This is a genomic window from [Scytonema hofmanni] UTEX 2349, from assembly GCF_000582685.1.
Taxonomy (GTDB): Bacteria; Cyanobacteriota; Cyanobacteriia; order Cyanobacteriales; family Nostocaceae; genus Hassallia; species Hassallia hofmanni.
Map to the genome: position 1 here is coordinate 3965983 of NZ_KK073768.1, position 19991 is coordinate 3985973.

General features: G+C 42.2%; 20 protein-coding genes. 10 read left to right on the forward strand and 10 right to left on the reverse strand.

Going from position 1 to position 19991, the window contains the following annotated elements:
• The first annotated feature begins 70 nt into the window (after positions 1-70).
• Positions 71-232, forward strand: a complete 162-nt coding sequence (locus TOL9009_RS48500; RefSeq protein ID WP_221928651.1) for a hypothetical protein — start codon at positions 71-73, stop codon at positions 230-232.
• Here the strand turns inward: TOL9009_RS48500 and TOL9009_RS0122915 are convergent.
• A complete protein-coding gene (locus TOL9009_RS0122915) occupies positions 198-1235 on the reverse strand; it encodes a hypothetical protein (RefSeq protein WP_029634933.1) in 1038 nt (345 codons plus the stop codon). The genes TOL9009_RS48500 and TOL9009_RS0122915 overlap by 35 nt on opposite strands.
• Before the next feature lie 377 nt (positions 1236-1612).
• Here TOL9009_RS0122915 and TOL9009_RS0122920 point away from each other — a divergent pair, with 377 nt between their 5' ends.
• Positions 1613-2482: a tetratricopeptide repeat protein gene (locus TOL9009_RS0122920; protein WP_029634935.1), complete on the forward strand. Its 870-nt coding sequence runs from the start codon at positions 1613-1615 to the stop codon at positions 2480-2482.
• A 221-nt stretch (positions 2483-2703) separates the two neighbouring features.
• On the opposite strand, the gene TOL9009_RS0122925 is transcribed toward TOL9009_RS0122920, so the two are convergent.
• Both TOL9009_RS0122925 and TOL9009_RS0122930 read right to left on the reverse strand, forming a co-directional pair.
• Positions 2704-3324 (reverse strand): TMEM165/GDT1 family protein, encoded by a 621-nt coding sequence (locus tag TOL9009_RS0122925; protein WP_029634937.1) that lies wholly within the window; start codon positions 3322-3324, stop codon positions 2704-2706.
• Between the two features lie 245 nt (positions 3325-3569).
• Entirely contained in the window at positions 3570-4022 is a 453-nt protein-coding gene (locus TOL9009_RS0122930; RefSeq protein WP_029634939.1) for a DUF29 domain-containing protein, read from the reverse strand.
• 680 nt (positions 4023-4702) lie between these two features.
• Between TOL9009_RS0122930 and TOL9009_RS0122935 the strand changes: the two genes are divergently transcribed.
• Positions 4703-7063, forward strand: a complete 2361-nt coding sequence (locus tag TOL9009_RS0122935; RefSeq protein WP_029634941.1) for an adenylate/guanylate cyclase domain-containing protein — start codon at positions 4703-4705, stop codon at positions 7061-7063.
• 108 nt (positions 7064-7171) lie between these two features.
• Here TOL9009_RS0122935 and TOL9009_RS0122940 read toward each other — a convergent pair whose 3' ends face one another.
• Positions 7172-8359, reverse strand: a complete 1188-nt coding sequence (locus TOL9009_RS0122940; protein ID WP_029634943.1) for a homospermidine biosynthesis protein — start codon at positions 8357-8359, stop codon at positions 7172-7174.
• A gap of 190 nt (positions 8360-8549) precedes the next feature.
• Between TOL9009_RS0122940 and TOL9009_RS0122945 the strand changes: the two genes are divergently transcribed.
• A complete protein-coding gene (locus TOL9009_RS0122945; RefSeq protein WP_029634945.1) occupies positions 8550-9161 on the forward strand; it encodes a nucleotidyltransferase family protein in 612 nt (203 codons plus the stop codon).
• Positions 9162-9352: 191 nt separating this feature from the next.
• On the opposite strand, the gene TOL9009_RS46085 is transcribed toward TOL9009_RS0122945, so the two are convergent.
• Positions 9353-9505 carry a lmo0937 family membrane protein gene (locus TOL9009_RS46085; RefSeq protein WP_144238313.1) on the reverse strand — a complete coding sequence of 51 codons (153 nt, stop codon included), beginning with the start codon at positions 9503-9505 and terminating at the stop codon, positions 9353-9355.
• 377 nt (positions 9506-9882) lie between these two features.
• Here TOL9009_RS46085 and TOL9009_RS0122955 point away from each other — a divergent pair, with 377 nt between their 5' ends.
• A complete protein-coding gene (locus TOL9009_RS0122955; protein WP_199341462.1) occupies positions 9883-10515 on the forward strand; it encodes a nitroreductase family protein in 633 nt (210 codons plus the stop codon).
• Between the two features lie 172 nt (positions 10516-10687).
• Here TOL9009_RS0122955 and TOL9009_RS48505 read toward each other — a convergent pair whose 3' ends face one another.
• The 4 genes from TOL9009_RS48505 to TOL9009_RS0122970 form a co-directional block, all read right to left on the reverse strand.
• Entirely contained in the window at positions 10688-10915 is a 228-nt protein-coding gene (locus TOL9009_RS48505) for a hypothetical protein (RefSeq protein WP_029634949.1), read from the reverse strand.
• A 3-nt stretch (positions 10916-10918) separates the two neighbouring features.
• Positions 10919-11392, reverse strand: coding sequence for a type II toxin-antitoxin system VapC family toxin (locus tag TOL9009_RS0122965; RefSeq protein ID WP_029634951.1), 474 nt, complete (start codon positions 11390-11392; stop codon positions 10919-10921).
• Between the two features lie 108 nt (positions 11393-11500).
• Positions 11501-11839, reverse strand: coding sequence for a hypothetical protein (locus TOL9009_RS46090; RefSeq protein ID WP_144238314.1), 339 nt, complete (start codon positions 11837-11839; stop codon positions 11501-11503).
• Positions 11840-11937: 98 nt separating this feature from the next.
• A complete protein-coding gene (locus TOL9009_RS0122970) occupies positions 11938-12930 on the reverse strand; it encodes a M28 family peptidase (RefSeq protein ID WP_029634953.1) in 993 nt (330 codons plus the stop codon).
• A gap of 175 nt (positions 12931-13105) precedes the next feature.
• Between TOL9009_RS0122970 and TOL9009_RS0122975 the strand changes: the two genes are divergently transcribed.
• Positions 13106-14326 (forward strand): urease accessory protein UreH domain-containing protein, encoded by a 1221-nt coding sequence (locus TOL9009_RS0122975; RefSeq protein ID WP_029634955.1) that lies wholly within the window; start codon positions 13106-13108, stop codon positions 14324-14326.
• Positions 14323-14967 carry a hypothetical protein gene (locus TOL9009_RS0122980; protein ID WP_029634957.1) on the forward strand — a complete coding sequence of 215 codons (645 nt, stop codon included), beginning with the start codon at positions 14323-14325 and terminating at the stop codon, positions 14965-14967. The genes TOL9009_RS0122975 and TOL9009_RS0122980 overlap by 4 nt, the downstream gene beginning before the upstream one ends.
• Before the next feature lie 78 nt (positions 14968-15045).
• Here the strand turns inward: TOL9009_RS0122980 and galE are convergent, their stop codons facing one another.
• Positions 15046-16044 (reverse strand): UDP-glucose 4-epimerase GalE, encoded by a 999-nt coding sequence (gene galE, locus TOL9009_RS0122985; RefSeq protein WP_029634959.1) that lies wholly within the window; start codon positions 16042-16044, stop codon positions 15046-15048.
• 548 nt (positions 16045-16592) lie between these two features.
• Between galE and TOL9009_RS0122990 the strand changes: the two genes are divergently transcribed.
• The 3 genes from TOL9009_RS0122990 to TOL9009_RS49580 all read left to right on the forward strand — a co-directional run bounded on the left by TOL9009_RS0122990 (position 16593) and on the right by TOL9009_RS49580 (position 19989).
• A complete protein-coding gene (locus tag TOL9009_RS0122990; RefSeq protein ID WP_029634961.1) occupies positions 16593-17279 on the forward strand; it encodes a hypothetical protein in 687 nt (228 codons plus the stop codon).
• A gap of 141 nt (positions 17280-17420) precedes the next feature.
• A complete protein-coding gene (locus TOL9009_RS0122995) occupies positions 17421-19172 on the forward strand; it encodes an ABC transporter ATP-binding protein (protein WP_029634963.1) in 1752 nt (583 codons plus the stop codon).
• A 439-nt stretch (positions 19173-19611) separates the two neighbouring features.
• Positions 19612-19989 (forward strand): Uma2 family endonuclease, encoded by a 378-nt coding sequence (locus TOL9009_RS49580; RefSeq protein WP_242055478.1) that lies wholly within the window; start codon positions 19612-19614, stop codon positions 19987-19989.
• Positions 19990-19991 lie beyond the last annotated feature (2 nt).

Consider the following 19991-nt stretch of genomic DNA (forward strand, 5'->3'; position numbering starts at 1 on the left):
AAAGAGTTCTATTTAGATATAAAACGCGTATCAAAAATCGAGATCTTTAATTCCCATTGCCCATTGCCCAATGCCCATTGCCCAATGCCCATTGCCCAATGCCCATTGCCCATTGCCCAATGCCCATTGCCCATTGCCCAATGCCCAATGCCCAATGCCCATTGCCCATTGCCCAATGCCCCATTACCCATTGCCCACTACTGCTGTGGCTTCGGTCGTTTTATTGGCTTAGGAGCCGGTGCTTTGGGTACGGGATTTGGCACTGGCGAGGATTCGCCTTTCTTGATTGGGCGGGGGGTTTCGCCGCTACTGCGTCTGGGCGGGTATGGTTTTCTGCCACCACCGCCACCGCCACCACCACGGAAACCGCCGCCACCGCCACCACCACGGAAACCGCCTTTTTCAGGTGGTCTGCGTTTTTTGGGCAAATCAGCGATCGCCGTAGCGTTTTCTATCATCAATAAATCAGCTTCTCGCTTGGCTTGGAAGTCCCAAAACTTACCGACAGCTTTAGTACCAAGTACACCCGTAAGTTTCAACTTGAAATACTTGGGTTTGTCATCTGTCTTGCGGGGGGCTTGTTTAATCTTGACCACCAAACTTTTAGCGTCAAAAGACTGGTAAACTACTTCACCACGAACTGAAAAACCACCATCTGTAATTTCTGATGAAGGTGTAAGATCGCTGGTAGTTTCTGCCGATTCTGATGAAGGTTCATCACTAGAAACTAATTCTTGTGACTTTGAGTCTTGATTTTCATCTTCTATGGAATGTTTCGCCAGGTTTTCTGGCTCCCAAACCCCGACAATTTGTAGGTGTAGTGCATCATTTTCTTGCCTTGTACGCGGATATACTACCCACAAATGTTCTTTTTCTAAATCTAAATGATTCTTAACTAAACTCATTATCCGACCAAGAAGGACGGCATTGAGTTCTACACCATCTTTAGTCAGGAGCATTCCTTGAGTGAATTGTTCACTACTAGCAACATAGCGACCTCGGACTAAGCCGATCGCTCGATATTGCATCGGTTCGCTAGGAGGGGGAATCGGTTGCTGCCGATTGCTAAGGACGGCATCTGAGACACTCTCACACTCGTCAACCAAAGAATTCTCAGGTTTAGAGACGTGTTCCGGTTTTTCAGTTTCAACTTGATTTGCTGCCTCTATAAGAGTTGGATCTTGATTAGAAGCAGGTTTGGACGGTTCAGAAGACGGCATCAGGTCGGAATTCATATAAACTCCTTGCGGCGGAGACACATCCCATTGTGGGATTTTACTAAGGCAGCTGAAAAGAGCGTTTGTGCGGCGCTTAAAAGTATATTTCTTTCAAGTTAGCCACGCAGAAGAGCGCTCTGTGTGATAATCTAAACGCTAAACTTACCATTTAGATACTAAATGTGTAATTTAACGCTTTTACACTAGTTTCGACAGCTTAACATAGCTACAATTTCAGAGGATTTCCCCGAAAATCATCACCTACTCTAGCAGTGTAAATTGCTAATTGTTATAAATTTCACAGCTAAATAACCGTATTCCGTAAACTTTTTAAAATTTTTAACTTTTGCATCTGTGTTACCGATAATGTCATTATTCAGAAGAAGGACGGTTTTGTGTCTCAAAAAGGCAATCGTTGGATGGTTCAAATAGTGCTGTTGCTGGCAGTACTTGCTTTTGTCGGGGTTTCTGTGGTTCCCTTAATTACGGCATTTAATGATACGCAACCCCAAACTCAAAACACCAGTAGCGCCAAAGTCGCCACTTCGCCTACTTCTGATCCAAAATCAAAAATGGAAGACGAAGTACGGGGTTATGAATTAGTTTTGCAACGCGAACCAGAAAATCAAGCCGCGCTTAAAGGGCTATTACAAGCTAGGTTACAGCTGCTGAGTCAAAAAGGAAAAGGTGAAATTCAGTCAGCTGACATTCAAGCGGTAATCGAACCTTTAGAAAAGCTAGTTAAGCTGAATCCTGAACAAACGAAATACGCGGTGCTACTAGCACAAGCAAAACAGCAAATAGGCGACAAAGAAGGAGCTGCTCAAGCTTATAGGTCTGTTTTGGCAACGAAACCAGGCGATATTGAAGCTTTACAAGGAATGGTGGCTCTTTTGTTATCTCAAAAACGCCCAGAAGCCGCGATCGGTTTGCTGCAAGATACTCTGACTACCTCAACCCAGGCAAATAAAATTCAACCCGGAAGTGTAGATGCGATCGCAGTTCAAGTGCTTTTGGGCAATGTCTACGCTTTCCAAAAACGCTACACTCAAGCTTTTTCTATTTACGATCAAGCAATCAAAAGCGATCCTAAAGATTTTCGCCCAGTTTTGGCAAAGGCTTTGCTCATCAAAGAACAAGGCAAAATTGACGAGGCAAAACCTTTATTTGACAAAGCTGCCACTTTAGCACCTGCTCAATACAAAGACCAAATTAACCAACAAGCAACAGCATCACCTAGTCCGACGGCTTCTCCCACTCCGTGAGGATACAGCTATTGCGAATCAGGGGTATTACCCCTTATCTCACAATTTTTCGTCATTCCACACAATTGTAGAGACGTTCCGCCGGAACGTCTCTACGAGGTTTTTTAATAAAATGAGGGGTCAGACCTACCATTCGCCAACGGTATCCGTGAGGAGTCGGGAGGAGTGGGGGACTCCTTGGAGACAAGTAAACTAACTTTTGACTCTTTGACTTTTGACTCCTAACTTCCTTCCATCGCTGCTATTACACCAAAGACGATAAATAAGCATCCGCCAATTAGGGTAAGTTGACGCTCAGAAATTCGTCCAGCGATGAGTCGTCCACAAGTTACGGCAATGACTGCACAAATAGAATGTCCTAATATGGCACCGACAGTTACGCCAAAAGCGTTGTTGCTAGCGGCTAGAGCAATGGTGGCAAATTGTGTGCGATCGCCCCACTCTGCCATAAATGTTAATACAAAGGCTTCTAGTACAATTGACAGTGGCGTTTTTTTCTTATTCCGTTGCTTTTCTGCCTGTTCTACCGCTTCTTTTGCCTCATCAACTACTTCTGAGTCACAACTAGATCCAGCCATCCGACTTGCATCATATAGCAGCTTGAGACCAAAGCTGATAAATAAAACAATTTCTGCGTAATGAATATAAGGCTTTGGCAAGAAAGATACCGCTTGCCCCGCTACTACAGAAATTATTGTCATGGCAGCTAAAGCCGCGATCGCACCGATTAATACCAACCGTCGCGAGTGACGCATCGCTAAAATAGCAGCGATAAAAAAGGTTTTATCTCCTAATTCGGAAACTGTGATTAATAATAAACCTGCGGTAAAACCTGTTAACACTCTTCTCAAGCTCCTAAGGATTTTTTTCCTGTGTGAAGCTAAATGAGAGTCGTGAAACTTCACTAAGCTTCACACTTTTTTGTGTGAACTCAGTGAAGGTCTCGCTTTCAAATATCTAAATACTTGCCATCTGAACCAGGCTCATCGCCAGTATGTTGATTCAAATGCGCTGGCTTTTATATTCTTTTGCCAGCAGCTACTCCCCTTCCTTGTGAGTGAGATTATACCTCTTTACCAGGTACAAGTCAATGAGGTAAAAATTCATCATCTGTCACTTCTGGGACATCGTATGGACACATCACAGGAAAAGATTCCACTGGCAAATTAGTTTCGGCTTTTGCTTGCTTAACTGCTTGTGCATAGCACTCTGCAAAAACGCTCTCAAGATAAGATTTGAGACTAGGCGAATCATCTAGAGCTTCTTTAACACGTCTACGATGCTCAATAATGCTTGCTTCCCAGCTACCACTTTTCTTTTCCGGCTGAAACTGCCATTTGAGCAAATGTACTAAAATGACAATGAGATTACTTTTGAGGCTCCGACGCTCACTTTTTCCCATGTCGGCAATTTCCTCGATCAAGTTCTCCCAATCCACGTTTGCGTAGTCCTGATTTTGCAATTTTTCCACAGTCTTTTCTATCCATTGCAAATAGTCAGTCTCATATAGCGTTTGGGAATGCGCTTTTAGGGAAAACATGGCAGCAAGAAATTTATATAGTGCCTAAATCTTACAATAGTAGCTATTAAGAAAATTTATATAAACTCAATACAAAAATATTTATCAATTATTTACGTATATTTAGGTATTTTTAAGTTTCAATGAATTGTAACAAATACTACTTTTTTGGCAGTTTTTTGTGATCTAAATATCAATTAGTTAAGTATTTCCGATTGTAATCCCACCGTAAACAGTATAAATCAGCAGGTTATGAAGATTTTGAGAATAAATGAGTCGTATAAAATAAATCTTAGCTGCGAGACGTTCATACGTAACGCCAATAAAATAGGGGTGCGATCGCATCCCTAGAATATGCTAATTATCGCAAAAATTGACCTTTCAGGCGCATCACTAATTAAAAAGCAAGCGGCAAATTCTCAAATTTCTACCTAGACCGGCTTGTGTATTGAGCAAATGTTTGAAAAACTAGCTTATAGAATCATCAGTGGTGTTGAATTTTGGGTGCTGAGAAACCAGCACGGGTGCAAGTTTCTTCATGGGAAGAGCGATGTATGTCTCAAACATCAGAACTTCCTTTATGAACCTCAGTTAAAGCAAATGACGTTGTGAAGTATGAAGGCACGGAGTTAATCATCTCAAGTGTCTACTGATTTGCTGTGTCCCTCTCATGACGCCTGAATAACTATTCCCCCACCACAATGAAATACCAGGTACTAGACCGGATTTTTAACAAAACTTTGTCTTTACGCAAATTTGAACGCTTGGAACTTGATGAAAAGTTCTGCATTACAGATACATCCGAGCAAGTTCAACGATTTGCCGATCGCCCTGAAGAGCTAATGCTAGGAAAAGATATCCGGCTAAGTTTTCCGGAATTTATTGGGATTGAAGATATTCTCATGTCTATCTTACAAGGAAAACAAGAACTATTTGAATTAGAAAGTATTGGACGCTTTTCTGAAGATCAATCAGACATATATATCAATATATATATCTTTAGCGAAACAGGTGAAAACGAATCTGATAATAGATTAGTTATTTTGCTTGAAGATGTTACCGAAACAATGTTTTGTCAACAAAACCTTAACCAGAAAGTTAATGAATCTAATTTATTATTACAGACGTTAGTCACCTACAAAAATTACATGGATCAAGTTATCACTTCAATGGCAGATGCCTTTTTGGTGACAAATAACAGCGGAAAAATAAAAAAAGTAAATCGATCTGCACAAGAATTATTTGGATTTAGCGAAGAAGAACTAATCAATCAGCCCATTTCTTTAATAATTGATGAAAACTTTTTACTACAAAGAGCGATTAAAGAGCATTATTTATATCATAAATATTTCCAAAATATAGAATTAGTTTGTAGAACGAAAAAACGAGAAAAGCTGCTAATTGCATTTTCTTGTTCATTTATTCAGAAAAAAAAAGATGGTTTAGAAGATATTGTTTATATTGGTCGGGATATTACTGCGAGAGAGCGCAGACAACAGCGTCATGCAGTCCAGTATGCGATAACTCGCATTTTATCAGAATCTCAAAGCATCAAGCAGGCAATATCGAAAAGTTTGCAAGCAATTTGTGAAAATTTGGGATGGGATTTAGGGCAACTTTGGACAGCAAATGAATATTTAACCACATCAGTGTCTAGAGAAAAGAAAGTTAAAAGAAATCCGATACTCAGATGTGTGGAAATGTGGTCGAGTCGAACAATCAGCGTTCGAGAATTTAAAGCGATCGCGTGGCAAACTACATATACCCTTGGTGTTGGTTTTCCGGGACGAATTTGGCTAAAACATTCCCCTCTTTGGACTAGGGATATTATGCACAGTTCTGACTTTTCGCAAACGCAAAAAGCTACTGCCAGAGGATTGCACGCTGCATTTGGTTTCCCGATTGTGGATGACAGCGAAATTTTAGGGGTGATGGTTTTCTTCAGCCGGGAAGTGCAACCAAAAGATGTAGACTTACTACAAATGATGGCTTCTATTAGTAGCCAAATTGTTCATTTTTTGAAACACAAAAAAGCAAGTGAGCTTCTTTTAGAAAGTGAAGAAAGATATCGAGATTTATTTGAAAATGCTAACGACTTGATTCAGTCTGTTAATGCTTATGGTCGTTTTGAATATGTCAATCGTGCATGGCGAGAAACTCTCGGATATAGCGAAACTGAAGTTATTCAAATGAATGTATTTGACATTATACATCCGGATTTTCAACCTTCTTGTCGGCAAATGTTTTATCGTGTCCTGTCAGGAGAAAAAATCGAGCAATTTCAAGCTGCCTTCGTTACTAAATACGGTCAAAGAATATTTGTAGAAGGAAACATAAATTGTAAATTGGTGAGAGGAAAACCAGTTGCAACTCGCGGCATTTTTCGTAATATCACCCAGCGAATAGAAGTTGAAGAAGAACTGCATCATCAACAGAAACAAACTGAAACCTTGTTGCTGAATATTTTCCCAGAAGCAATAGCTAACCGTCTCAAACAACAACCAGGCACAATCACCGAAGACTTTGCTGATGTTACAGTTTTATTTGCAGATATCGTTGGCTTTACGAAAATTGCTTCTTCTTTAAGTGCAATTCAATTGGTAAAGTTACTCAACCAAATTTTTTCAGATTTCGATCGCCTCAGCGAGCAATATAATTTAGAGAAAATTAAAACTATAGGTGATGCTTATATGGTAGTTGGTGGCTTACCCCGGCGTCGCCTAGATCATGCCCAAGCGATCGCCCAAATGGCTCTGGATATGCAAATAGCGATCGCTAAATTTAATGCCGAAAATCAGCAAAACTTCTCCATTCGTATCGGTATCCATAGCGGTTCTGTAGTTGCCGGAGTAATCGGTATCAAAAAACTTACTTATGACCTCTGGGGAGACACCGTAAATATCGCTAGCCGCATGGAATCCCAAGGTTTTACCAACAAAATTCAAGTATCGGAAACTACTTATAAAAACTTGCGTGATGAATTTTTGTTTGAAAAGCGCGGTGAAATCGAAGTTAAAGGTAAAGGGAAAATGACAACTTATTTGTTGATTGGGAGGAAGTGAGGAGTTGTTAGTCGTTGGTGGATAGTGGTTGGTGGATAGTTGATAGTGGGAATTTTCAGAGCGCAAAAGCCCAATGCCCACTAACAACCAACAACCACCAACCAACCACTACGGAGTATTTGGAATCAACCTCCCACAGGGATAAGTAGGAGTTTCAGCAGAAGCACTATCAGCCATAGCAGCGGGGATTTTATCTACTGGTTGGGTTTTGGCTGCAAGATAGTCTTGACGCAGTTTCTCGGTTATTTCTTCTCGTCTGTCGTATATTCGCTTTAGAGGACGAGGCTGGCACTGGTTCATCACGTATGCTGTTACTAGTGGTAAAGCGATCGTGCTATCGGTGTAACAAACAATCGTGTTGGGTAATTCTTCTGGGTCAATTTTACCCCAACTGACCGCTTCCGAGGGAGTAGCCCCAGATAAACCGCCGGTATCTGGACGCGCATCGGTAAACTGAACAAAGTAATCGTGTCCTCGTTCTTCTAGTCCCAATACCTCGTGAATTTGCGGTTGGGTTTGTAGTAAAAAGTTTTTTGGACTGCCACCACCGAGAATTACAGCAGCACTTTTGCCTTCAGATTCACCTTGAGATTCGCGTGCAGCGTAGGCGATCGCGGCTGTCTCATTCACGTCAATTGAAGGATCTAAAATCAATTTAGAACCTTCTAACGCTAAAGCTGCCACATTCATTCCAATTGAACTATCGCCGGGTGAAGACGTATAAATCGGCACGCCACATTCATAAGCTGTGGCTAGCAAACACGAATGCTGCACTCCCAATTGCTTTTCAACTTCCCGGACATACTTACCTAGCAAATAGTGAAACTCAGCCGTTCCCATCCGTTTCTGAAACGGTTCTGCTTGCAAAATCTTGCGGATAAAAGCATCGGTTTCTAGAAGCACATCGTAGCCGAAAATAATGTCATAAATCCGGATGGTGCTTTGCTGACGCAGTTTCACATCATCTAAAAATGGATTACCTGTAAACAGTTCAAAACCCAACCCATAATGCATATCGTGGTAAAGATTCGCACCCGTGCTAATCATCCAGTCAATAAAGCCGTTGCGAATCAAAGGTGCTAGCGTAGAAACCCCGAATCCTGCTGGTGTCATGGCACCCGAAAGGCTAACTCCCACGGTAACACCTTCGGTTAAGACTTCTTTACTCAGTAGTTGACAGATTTCTCGCAAACGCGCTGAGTTATAAGCCGTAAAGTAATTATCAATCAAATCAACCACGCTGATATTGGTTGACATCGGTGTGGGTGAGATTTTTTGACCCAGCTGTTTTGACATTTTGCACTCCCGCAGATTAAACGCGCTCCCATTTTACACTCCGGGCGCGTGAACGCACGGGGATTCTTCTATCAAAGCTGTCAAGCGAAGGACGGCGCTTTTACCCAATTTTTCGGTAATGTTAACTAGCTTTGTTGACATCTCATATTTTTTGTTCGGTGAAGTTATATTTAATCTTTTGGGATTTAAAATGACAACCCCCACTATTGGCATTATAATCCTGGCGGCGGGTGCATCGACTCGTATGGGCAAACCAAAACAATTGTTATCGTATCAAGGACGCAGCTTGCTTCGTCATATAACAGAAGTGGCGATCGCCTCCCAAAACCAACCCATCATCGTCGTACTTGGGGCAAATGCCGAAATCATAAAACCAGAGATTTGTCAACTACCTGTGCAAATTGTAGAAAATCTTCAATGGGGTTTGGGGATGAGTTCTTCAATTCGGGCTGGTGTTGAAGCTCTAAATGCTTTGGGGCAAAATGTAGAAGCAGTAGTGATTACACTTTGCGATCAGCCTTTTGTTTCTCCTGAAGTTATCAATCAACTTGTTGAAGCATATCGTTTGACTCCTAAAGCGATCGTTGCTTCCGAGTATGCAAACACATTAGGCGTCCCAGCTTTATTTCACCATACTTTTTTCTCAAAACTGGCGAACCTTAAACAAGGGGAAGGTGCCAAGCAGATAATAAAGAAATACATTAACCAAGTTACTTCTGTTCCTTTTTTGCAAGGAAAGATTGATATTGATACACCGGATGATTACGAGCAGTTACAAATAATGATTGACCCACTTATATGATGTCCTAATAAATAACCATAATAAAAGAACCCCACCCGCCTGTGGCACCCTCCCCGCAAGCGGGGAGGGTTGGGGAGGGGTTCTTCATCAATTATGGGTGATTGCCCGGACATCATATTACTTAATTAAAAATAATTGATTCGATTAAACATCTGGTATTTTAATTTCAGGCGTTTAATCATTAAGCATCCTTAAACATCACGCGCTTTGAAAAAATTGTAGATAGCAAGAGCGATCGCTAAAAGTAACACTGCATGAATTAGATTCCCTGCAATATGAAGTACTAGCCCTAATGCCCAAAAAGCGACTAGTACAACTACAATACCCCAAAGTATGCCTAACATAATTTTTGCTCTGCTCTTTGATTATTTCTAGGATTGGTATATTTTAAGGGGTTGCCTTAAGTTAATTCTATTTATCCAAATATGGATTTTTCCCTTCAAATCATCTTCCTTGAGGAATATAATCATGAAAAAATGCTCTCATATCATGTCCGCCAAATTACCCATAATAAAAGAACCCCACCCCCAACCCCTCCCCGCTTGCGGGGAGGGGAGCTAAAGCGCAGCTTTAGCGGGGTGGGGTTCCGGGTCTGTTTGCTTAATTACCCGGACATGATATCATTCCCTAGATAGACGTTGGGTGAAGTAGTAAGCACTTACTTTGTTGATCAGGACAAAGGAAAAAATAAAACTCTTCGTCATTTTAATAAACAAATTTTATGCAAAAGCTTGATAATCTTGCAATCAATAAATCATCTGATACTCAATATCCCATTGATGATTTGTTATCAAAACGCTGGAGTCCTCTAGCTTTCTCAGAAAAATCGGTTGAACCAGAAAAATTACGCAGTGTTTTAGAAGCAGCACGATGGGCAGCTTCTTCTTACAACGAGCAGCCGTGGAGTTTTATCGTTGCAACTTCAGATAATCAGGCTGAATTCCACCGTTTACTAAGCTGTTTAGCAGAAGGTAATCAAGAGTGGGCGCATACTGCCCCAGTATTAATGTTATCAGTTGCGAAGCTACAGTTTGAGCGCAACGGCGTGGAAAATCGGCACGCTTTTCATGATGTTGGGGCAGCAGCAGCACAACTAGCAATGCAAGCAACGGCATTGGGGCTATTTATTCACCAAATGGCGGGATTTGATGTAGCTTTATCACGCTCAGTGTACAGCATTCCTGAAGGTTATGAACCAGTGGCAGCGATCGCACTAGGTTATCTAGGAGATTCGCAAACGCTATCTGAAAAACTGTTGCAGCGAACATTAGCCCCACGCACTCGTAAGCCGTTAGAAAATTTTGTCTTCTCCGGGAAATGGAACCAGACTTCAGCACTGGTTACTCCTCAATGAATCTGAGACGGGCAAATATAAGGTGGGGACAGCAGCGAAGTTTAGAGCGTTGCAGATTTTAAATATGGGAACAGTTCTTCTGATAACTCGTTTGGCATTTGGTGAAGAAGCATTGCGATCAAACTGCATTTAAATTCTAAATGCTCAACCGATAACTTGAACAAGCTAACGGCTAAGTTGAGCGGCGGCTAGTATCCTTTGCCTCACCATCAATATCTCTTGCCCGTCCGCTCCAACGTGTTGTTAGACCGGGCTTTCGCGACAAGTTCACCACTTCTCTGCCGCTTAGAGCTTCCTTCTTGCGTAGGTCTGCAAAGATTGCGTCCAAATCATAGTTGAAGGACTTCGCATACTCTTCACGGATTCGGTGGATCTCTTCGACAATTTCATCCGTCCACATGATCTAATCTCCCATGAGTTCGTTGGGTGTACAAAGTATAGGCAGGACATAGCCGAAATCGAGACTAATCTCTGCCAATTTCCCCTGGATTTGAGCATTGGCAATATGCTTACAATTCCACGTTAGCAAATAATCCATGCCGTGGACAGTTGCGGCGGCAATGTGGATTGCGTCTACCTTCGCTTTCGGAGGAAGGCTGCTGCGGACGAGAAATTGTGCAGCTAATGTTTGTACAGCTTGGTTCAATGCCAGTAAGGGAAAATTACGCAAAATCTCCAGTCGTTGAGCGGCGATCGCGGAGTCTCCTTGTGCCACTTCGTCTAGAACAGCCTCGGAAGTGTAGAGAATGAAGGCGTTTCGACGATATTCCCACCAATCCCTTGTAATCTCCATATTTGCAGCCAGGATCAGGTTTTTAGTTGATCTAGCTGTGAGATATCCCAAAATGCTAGATTCGATGTAGACAGTTTCACTCATACAGAAGCAGGTTTCTTGTCTCAATATTTTATCTTGACCTGTCGCCTACTCATTTCCAAGCCTATGTTGGCTCTTATGATGGAACCAGACTTCACCACTGCTTACTCCTCAATGAATCGGAGACGCGAAAATATAAGGTGAGGACACAGCAGCGAAGTTTAGGGCGTTGCAGATTTTAAATATGAGAACAGTTCTTCTGATAACTCGTTTGGCATTTGGTGAAGAAGCATTGCGATCGTAACGTCCATTACACGGAATGGCATCTTCGTGGAATGGTAGAAATTGGGATGAGTAGACACTTCTTTCGAGCCAATGCGATGCCACGGGGATTGCGAAAAAGGAGGGGGTTAAGACGGTATAATTCTTGGTAGCCAGCAGCAAGCGATCGCTATAAGTAAGTCGGCGCAATAAAACCAAACTGTGTGAAGAAAAGTAAACAAGGCTCAAATGCTTTTTCCCCCTGCTCCCTGCCCCCTGCCCCCTGCCTTGTCATAACGATAAATTTTAACGCCAACCTACTTACATCCAACCCGAAGAGCGAATTGTCAAAATGATCGCTCGCCTAACAACACAGTAATGGCATTCACCACAATTTGCGCCGAACCTGTGAAAAACGATCGCTCGATTGTTTTTGGTGTATCGCGAGCTTTATGGTAATGCGGATTACGTAAATTTGCGGTATCTGTCACCAAGACTGCACCAACTCCTTGATACCAAAATGGCGCATGATCGCTGCGTAAAGTATCCGGTGTCAGCAAACCTTTCAAAGGAATCGGCAGTGTTAGTACTGCTGGTAAATTTTCTCTTGACGAGTCTTGAAAAGCATTAAGTAAAGGCAAGTGTTCTGCATCACCGATCGCTACCAAAAAATCGCCCTTATGGCTGGGTGGAGTAACAAGTAAACCCGGTGGATACTGCTGACATCCAACTGTGTAGCAAGCATAACCCACCATATCCATCACAATTACACCACGCAGATTTGCCAAACGAGTGTTATTTGCCACAAAAGCCTTACTACCCAAAAGTCCCGCTTCTTCCTTGTCAAACAATGCAAGTTGTAACGTCCGGGGAGTCGGACGCGAACCGAAAAGTCGGGCAACTTCCAGCACTACAGCCACACCACTAGCGTTATCATCAGCACCAGGAGAGATCGCAACGGTATCGTAATGTGCGGCAACGAGAATTGCTCCTGCTGTTTTGTCAGTTCCTTGACGTTCTGCAAAGATATTAACACCTGAGGAGAATTTTTCTTCATTTGGTTTCCAGCCTAACCTTTTCAGTTCCGATGTAATGTAAGTACGAGAACGCGATCGCTCTACATTAGTGAAGCGCTTAAAATTCAACTTTTGAATGTGAGCAAATAACCTGTCAGCAGATACTTGGGGAGTCTTTATCAACTGCTTTGATGGCTTTTGGGATGTTTCCACTCGCGTGGTTGCAATAACTGGCATCTCTTCCCTTGGATGAAAAAACACGCCAATACTTATGACTACAACTGCCACCAGCACCACCAGAGCTAGCCAAATCCATTTTTTCATAAAATCTCTCCCTTGTCTCATGACATAGAATAGCGCCGAATACCAAGTTTGACGCCTCGTCTTTTGACAACGGATTAAGTATTGTTAAAGGTTAATTGTTAATTGCCCCACCAACAACGCTCCAACTATCAACCAACCACTAACAACTAACCACTAACCACCAACCACTATCAAAATGCTAGATTTGCTGCTCATTGTCGTTTTAGGATTCCTGGGGAGTTTTGGTCATTGCGTGGGGATGTGTGGTCCTTTATCGGTGGCATTTTCTCTATCTAATAAACAGGAAAGTCTCAATTGGCGATCGCAATTGAAATTTCATACACTGCTCAACTTAGGACGGATGTTGAGTTATGCCTTAGTTGGCGCAGGTATTGGGGCGTTAGGTTCGGTGTTGCTTGCTAGTGGAAAATTTGCGGGAGTAGGTAGCGATTTACGCCAATGGATGGCAATTATCACCGGATTAATGCTGATATGGTTTGGGTTAAGACAAATAAAACCCGACTTATTGCCGCGTATACCGATGTTACATCCTTTATTGCCAGGTAAATTACGCGATCGCCTAAATAAAGGAATGGTCAATCTTTCTTTAAAATCAACATGGTGGACACCAGCACTTTTAGGCATGACATGGGGTTTGATGCCTTGTGGTTTTTTGTATGCGGCTCAAATTAAAGCTGCGGAAACTGGTAATTTGTGGATGGGGGCAGCAACTATGCTGGCTTTTGGTTTGGGAACTTTACCCACCATGTTAGGTGTGGGTATCTCTACATCTTTGATAAGTCAAGACAAACGCAGTCAGCTATTTCGCTTAGGTGGTTGGGTTACTCTCGCCATTGGTGCTATTACTCTGTTGCGGACTGGCAACACAATGGTAGACTACACGGGACACGCTGCCTTGATATGCTTGATCGTGGCATTAATTGCCCGTCCGATTAGCAACTTCTGGGCTTCCCCGATGCATTACCGTCGTGCTTTGGGAGTAGGAGCTTTTGTTTTGTCTTTTGCTCACGCAGTCCACATGATGGAACATACACTGCAATGGAATTTTGCCGCATTCTTATTTTTGCCACCTGATTTTCAGTGGGGTATAGCTATAGGTGCTGTGGCACTGATATTGATGACTCCCGCAGCTTTGACAAGTTTTGACTCTTTGCAAAAGTCCTTAGGCAAGCGTTGGCGACAAATTCATTTATTAAGCTTACCAGCTTTGCTTTTTAGTGTCATTCATACTGTGATAATTGGTTCCCATTACCTCGGCTCTTTACAATTAACTTGGGGAAATAAATTAGCAACAGTGTTTATAGGAATTGTCACTTTCGGTGTATTGCTGTTGCGTTGGCGAAACCCACCAGCAAAAATTCAAAATTCTACTTCCAAATTGAAAATTCGCTCATGATGCCTACGACAACCCAACCAAGTCGCGGTAACATTCCCCTGGCTAAAGTTGAGGGAATTCTTGCTTCTGCCTTCTGCCTTCTGTCTTCTGCCTTCTGCTTGCTGCCTTTTGCCTCTATAGCCTCTGCTCATAACGTGAAAACAACAGCAGATGTTGGGGGTACGCTTCACATTCAACCAAACGATAATCCTCGTGCTGGGGAACCTTCCCAAGTTTGGATTGCTCTTACCCGTAAAGGTGGAAAGGTTATCCCCCTAAAAGAGTGTAATTGCCAATTAGCTGTTTACGCTGAACCTCATTCACCAAAAGAGCCAGCACTGCTTGAGCCATCTTTGCAAGCCATTACTGCCGAACGTTATCAAGGCATTCCCGGTTCAGAAATTACATTCCCCAAGCCCGGAGCTTATTTACTAGAACTAAGCGGCAAACCTACATCTGGGGGGAGTTTCCAACCCTTTAAGTTAAAGTTTGAAGTTACTGTTGCCGTCGGAACAACATCAGCAATTTTACCAGAAAATGTACAAAATGTCAATGAAGCTGTAGAAGATAAAAAAAGTGGGTTTAGTTTACCAATAGCGATCGCTTTAAGTTGCGTAGCAGCAGGAGGCATCATATTTGTCGTACTCCAACGCAGGAGATGAGGAGATGGGGGATGGGGAGATGGGGGGACAAGGAGGAATTACCAATGCCCCATGCCCAATGCCCAATGCCCCAATTCTCTATTTATGCCTCTGTTGATGCCACTGCCAGGAGTGAATAAGAATATCTTTCAAGGATGAATATTGAGGTTGCCAGTTTAGGATTTTTCTGGCTTTGTCACCACTACCAATGAGTGATGGGGGATCACCAGGACGGCGATCGCATTCTTTGACTGGAATTTCACATCCTGTGACAAGCTTTGCCGTTTCAATAACTTCTTTAACAGAGAAGCCGTTACCATTGCCTAAATTGAAAACTTCGCTGTCACCACCATCCAAGAGATATTTCAACCCTAAAACGTGAGCATCTGCTAAATCGTTAACATGAATATAATCGCGAACACAAGTACCATCAGGCGTGGGATAATCTGTACCAAAAATTGAGATAAATTCGCGTTTGCCTAAAGCTGTCTGTAGCACCAAAGGAATTAAATGAGTTTCTGGGTTGTGATCTTCACCCAAGCGACCCTGAGGATCGGCACCTGCCGCGTTAAAGTAGCGGAAACGTACTGATTTAAAATCGTAAGCTGTATGAAAGTCTGAAAGAATCCGTTCTACCATTAGCTTTGTGTAGCCGTAGGGATTAATTGGATTTTGGGGATGGTCTTCCGGAATTGGGACAACTTCCGGCACACCATAAGTGGCACAAGTGGAAGAAAAGACAAATTTCTTAATAGAAGCTGCCAGCATTGCTTCTAACAGGGTTAAAGTGCCGACAACATTATTACGGTAGTATTTTGCCGGGTCAGTAACCGATTCTCCCACATAGGCATAGGCAGAAAAGTGCATAACTGCGGCAATATTGCGGGTAGAGAATAAATTATCTAACAAAGAGCGATCGCCTGTATCTCCCTCTATCAGTTCTACTTGTAAAACATTTTCTACCAAATCACGATGTCCATACACCAGATTATCGAGTATTATCACTCCATATCCCGCCTGCAATAAAGCAAGCACCGTATGAGAGCCAATATATCCAGCTCCTCCCGTAACCAAAATGCAAGGCTTTTCTGCTGACATAGTTTTCATGTTTAATTTCACAACCACTCAATCAATTTAAATTAGTCATGGCATATGACTGTTTGAAGAAAGTATGAACGGTAAAAAAAGTTCCTTTGTTATCCTTCATAGCTGCTTGCTTACCTCCAGGTTTATTTGTGGAGAAAAAAAATAAGTAAATAATCTTACCTTAAATCCTCCACAACTACCGTAGAGTCTTAACTTTATCCTTCTCAATCGCAAAAACGTTACGCGAATATACTTATTTGACTTGAAAAATTATAAATACTGGGTGCAATATCACAAAATTGCTCTAAAATCACTACGACGGTAGTCTTTGTGTGAGGGGAGTCACCCCCCGTTTTTGGGGAGTGGCGTTGTGATGTATTTCTAGTCAGGTAACAATGTGTTTACAATTTGACAATAAAATCAATCAACGGCACAAAACCTCTAGGCTGACCCGTATTGGGTTCGTGCCTACTACTAATTTGCGTGACAGTTAACTGTAACGCAGTGGTAGACTCACCAAACTAGCGCTCACTGCAAAGCGAAGATTTGAGAGTAAATGTATGTTTCTACTATTAAGCCGGGTACTTCTGTGGCTGCTTGTTGGCACAATCGTCTATTCTTTGTTTCAGAGATTTTATCCTAAAGGAAGTTTTGCCGGACGATTGGTCTTAGTTATTTTCTTCCTCGTCCTAGCGCTGTCGTTTATTAACCCGAATGAACCGGCAGTGGCTTCGTTGTGGAGAGTGGTGTCATTTCCCCTCAAGCCTCTGGGAGCATCAATGTTGATGATGATGTTTGCAGCTCAACAAATTAAGGATGGAGGAATAAACAAACCAGGCGGATACTTGCTTGGCTGGGCGTTAACGATTTTACTGTTGGCAAGTACACCAGCTGTTGCCTATTTCTTGGTTAGATCCCCTGTTGCAATGGTCGGCGAACCTTCTATCGCCAGTCAAGTCGAGAATTACCGCCTCGCGTCAACATCTGGGACACTAGTAGCATTGGGGCAATCACCTGAGAGTGCAACTATTTCTGATATCGTCGTCGGTTCGCGCATTCTACCTGGTGTAAATACAACTGTGGCAACCATCGCAGTTCCACCGTACCTGTTGCAAAATCCTGGGGATATTACCAGACGAGGATTGCGACTAGAAGACTTTGTACCTAATGCAGAAACACTGTCACTAACAACGCGAGTTTGGGAAAGTTATCTCAACCAGACTTACTTCTTCTTGCGTGCTAGGTAGCGGCGTGCTGCCAGGTAAAAAGCACCCATGTACAATAAAAGGATGAAGGATGAAATCTAAAGGATGAAAAAAGAAAGAATATACTTCATCTCCTTTTTTTCATACTTTATCCTTCAGATTATCAGTCCCCATTTCACTTAAATGCCACAATCACGACGACTTGCTAAACTCGGTGCTTACATGCGTCCCCATTGGCGGGAGGTAACTTTAGGCATTATTGCTTTGTTCATTGTCAACGGTTTGGGGGTTTATATCCCCTTATTAATTCGTTCGGCAGTTGACAAACTCTCAGCCAGCTTTAGCTTGAGCCAAGTACTCTTTTCTGTAGTACCAATCTTCTTTCTGAGTACGGCAATGTGGTTAATGCGTATGGCTTCGCGCATCTGGCTGTTTGGGGTGGGGCGTCAGGTAGAATTTGACTTGAAACAACAGATTTTTGAACATCTACTGAAACTAGAGCCGGCTTATTTTGCGACGAATACTGCTGGTGATTTGATTAGTAGAGCGACTAGTGATGTCGATAATATCCGCAGGTTGTTGGGTTTTGCTGTATTAAGTTTGGCAAATACTCTGTTTGCCTACGCTTTGACGCTGCCGGTGATGCTGTCTTTGAGTGTGGATTTGACATTAGCTTCTCTGGCAGTTTATCCTTTAATGTTTGTGTTGGTGCATATGTTTAGCGATCGCTTACGCAACCAACAAGCAGCAGTTCAAGAAAAACTTTCCGACATCAGCGATCTTATCCAAGAAGATATCAGCGGTATTGCTTTAATCAAAATCTACGCTCAAGAAGAAAATGAGCGTCGCGCTTTCAGTGAAAAAAATAAGAATTTATTTGACGCTAACCTGAAATTAGCGAACACCCGAAATCGATTATTCCCTCTCATTGGCGGACTCGCTAGTCTCAGTTCACTAATTATTATCTGGTTGGGGGCAACGCGAATAGCTTCGGGAAGCCTCGGTGTCGGCGATTTTCTCGCACTATTAATTTATGTAGAGCGTTTGGTTTTCCCCACCGCTTTGTTAGGATTTACAATTACTGCTTATCAACGGGGTGAAGTTAGTATCGATCGCATTCAGGCGATTCTTTCTGTTATACCAAAAATTGAAGACACAAGTGCTGCTATACATCTACCTTTAGACAGAATTAAAGGGGAATTGTCAGCAAAAAACCTCAGTTTCACTTATCCGGGTGCTACCAGCCCAGCTTTAGATAAAGTTAACTTTACCATTACTGCTGGGGAAACTGTGTCAATTGTGGGGGCGATCGGTTCGGGTAAATCAACTTTGGCGAATGCTTTACCACATTTGTTAGATATTGAATCAGGGCAGTTATTTTTAGATGGTCAAGACATTACCCAAATAGAGTTGGCAGATTTAAGAAATGCGATCGCCTACGTTCCTCAAGATAGTTTTCTATTTAGTACCACCATCAAAAATAATATCCGCTACGGCGATCCTTTCAGTGAACAACAAGATGTAGAATCAGCCGCTCATTTGGCACAAATTCACCCAGAAATTATTAATTTTCCGCATCAATACGAAACTTTGGTAGGTGAACGTGGTATTACTCTTTCTGGCGGTCAGCGACAACGCACAGCTTTAGCTAGAGCAATGTTAGTTGATGCCCCAGTGTTAGTTTTGGATGATGCCCTCTCCAGCGTTGATAATCAAACAGCTACACAAATCTTAAAAAATCTCTCTGGTGGTACACAACGTAAAACTGTTGTTTTTATCACTCATCAATTATCTGCCGCTGCTGTTGCCGATCGCATTCTTGTGATGGATAAAGGTAGAATTGTCCAGACAGGTAATCATTTAGAACTTGTACAGCAACCGGGGCTTTACAGAACTTTATGGAGTCAACATCAAGTAGAAGAATTATTGCATTAAGAATAAAACGTAAAGACGTTCCGTCGGAACGTCTCTACAAGGGTTTTGGGCAACGCATAGTTCATTTCTACCAGATGTCTAAAGAGTAAAAATTATTGACAGCTGTTAAACATAATTGCAGTTCCAAATCTCTAAATATTTTGGCAATAACAAACACAATGATGTGAGTTTGTTGATTAATAATAAAGGTGATTGGATGTAAATGCCATATTAAGTAGGTTGGCGTTAAAATTTATCGTTATGACAAGGCAGGGGGCAGGGGGCAGGGAGGAGGGGGAAAAAGCATTTGAGCCTTGTTTACTTTTCTTCACACAGTTTGGTTTTATTGCGCCGACTTACTTAATACAAAAATTAGGTATGACTATACTGATAGATTGCGGCATTCACCTCACATTACTGCTACATTCAAGTTAATCCTAGTTGAGTTGAGGGATTAGCAATGACAGTCTCTATAGAGTATATCCCCGTTACTCCAATTGAATACCCGGATGAGGACGGTAAACCAATGGCTGAAGGTGATATCCAGTGCAGCTACTTAACTTATGGTAGAAGTGCGCTAAAACTATATTTTCAAAGCCGTTCTGATGTATATGTTGCTGGAAATCTATTTATTTACTACGAACAAGGTAATCCAGAAGCGGTTGTTGCCCCAGATGTCTTTGTAGTTTTTGGAGTTGAAAATCACCAACGTCGTTCTTACAAAACTTGGGAAGAAAACAATAAAAGTCCTGATTTTGTTTTAGAAATTACATCAAAAGCAACCCGCAGTAAAGACCAAGGTGCAAAGAAAGGAATCTACGCTTTTTTAGGAGTGTAGGA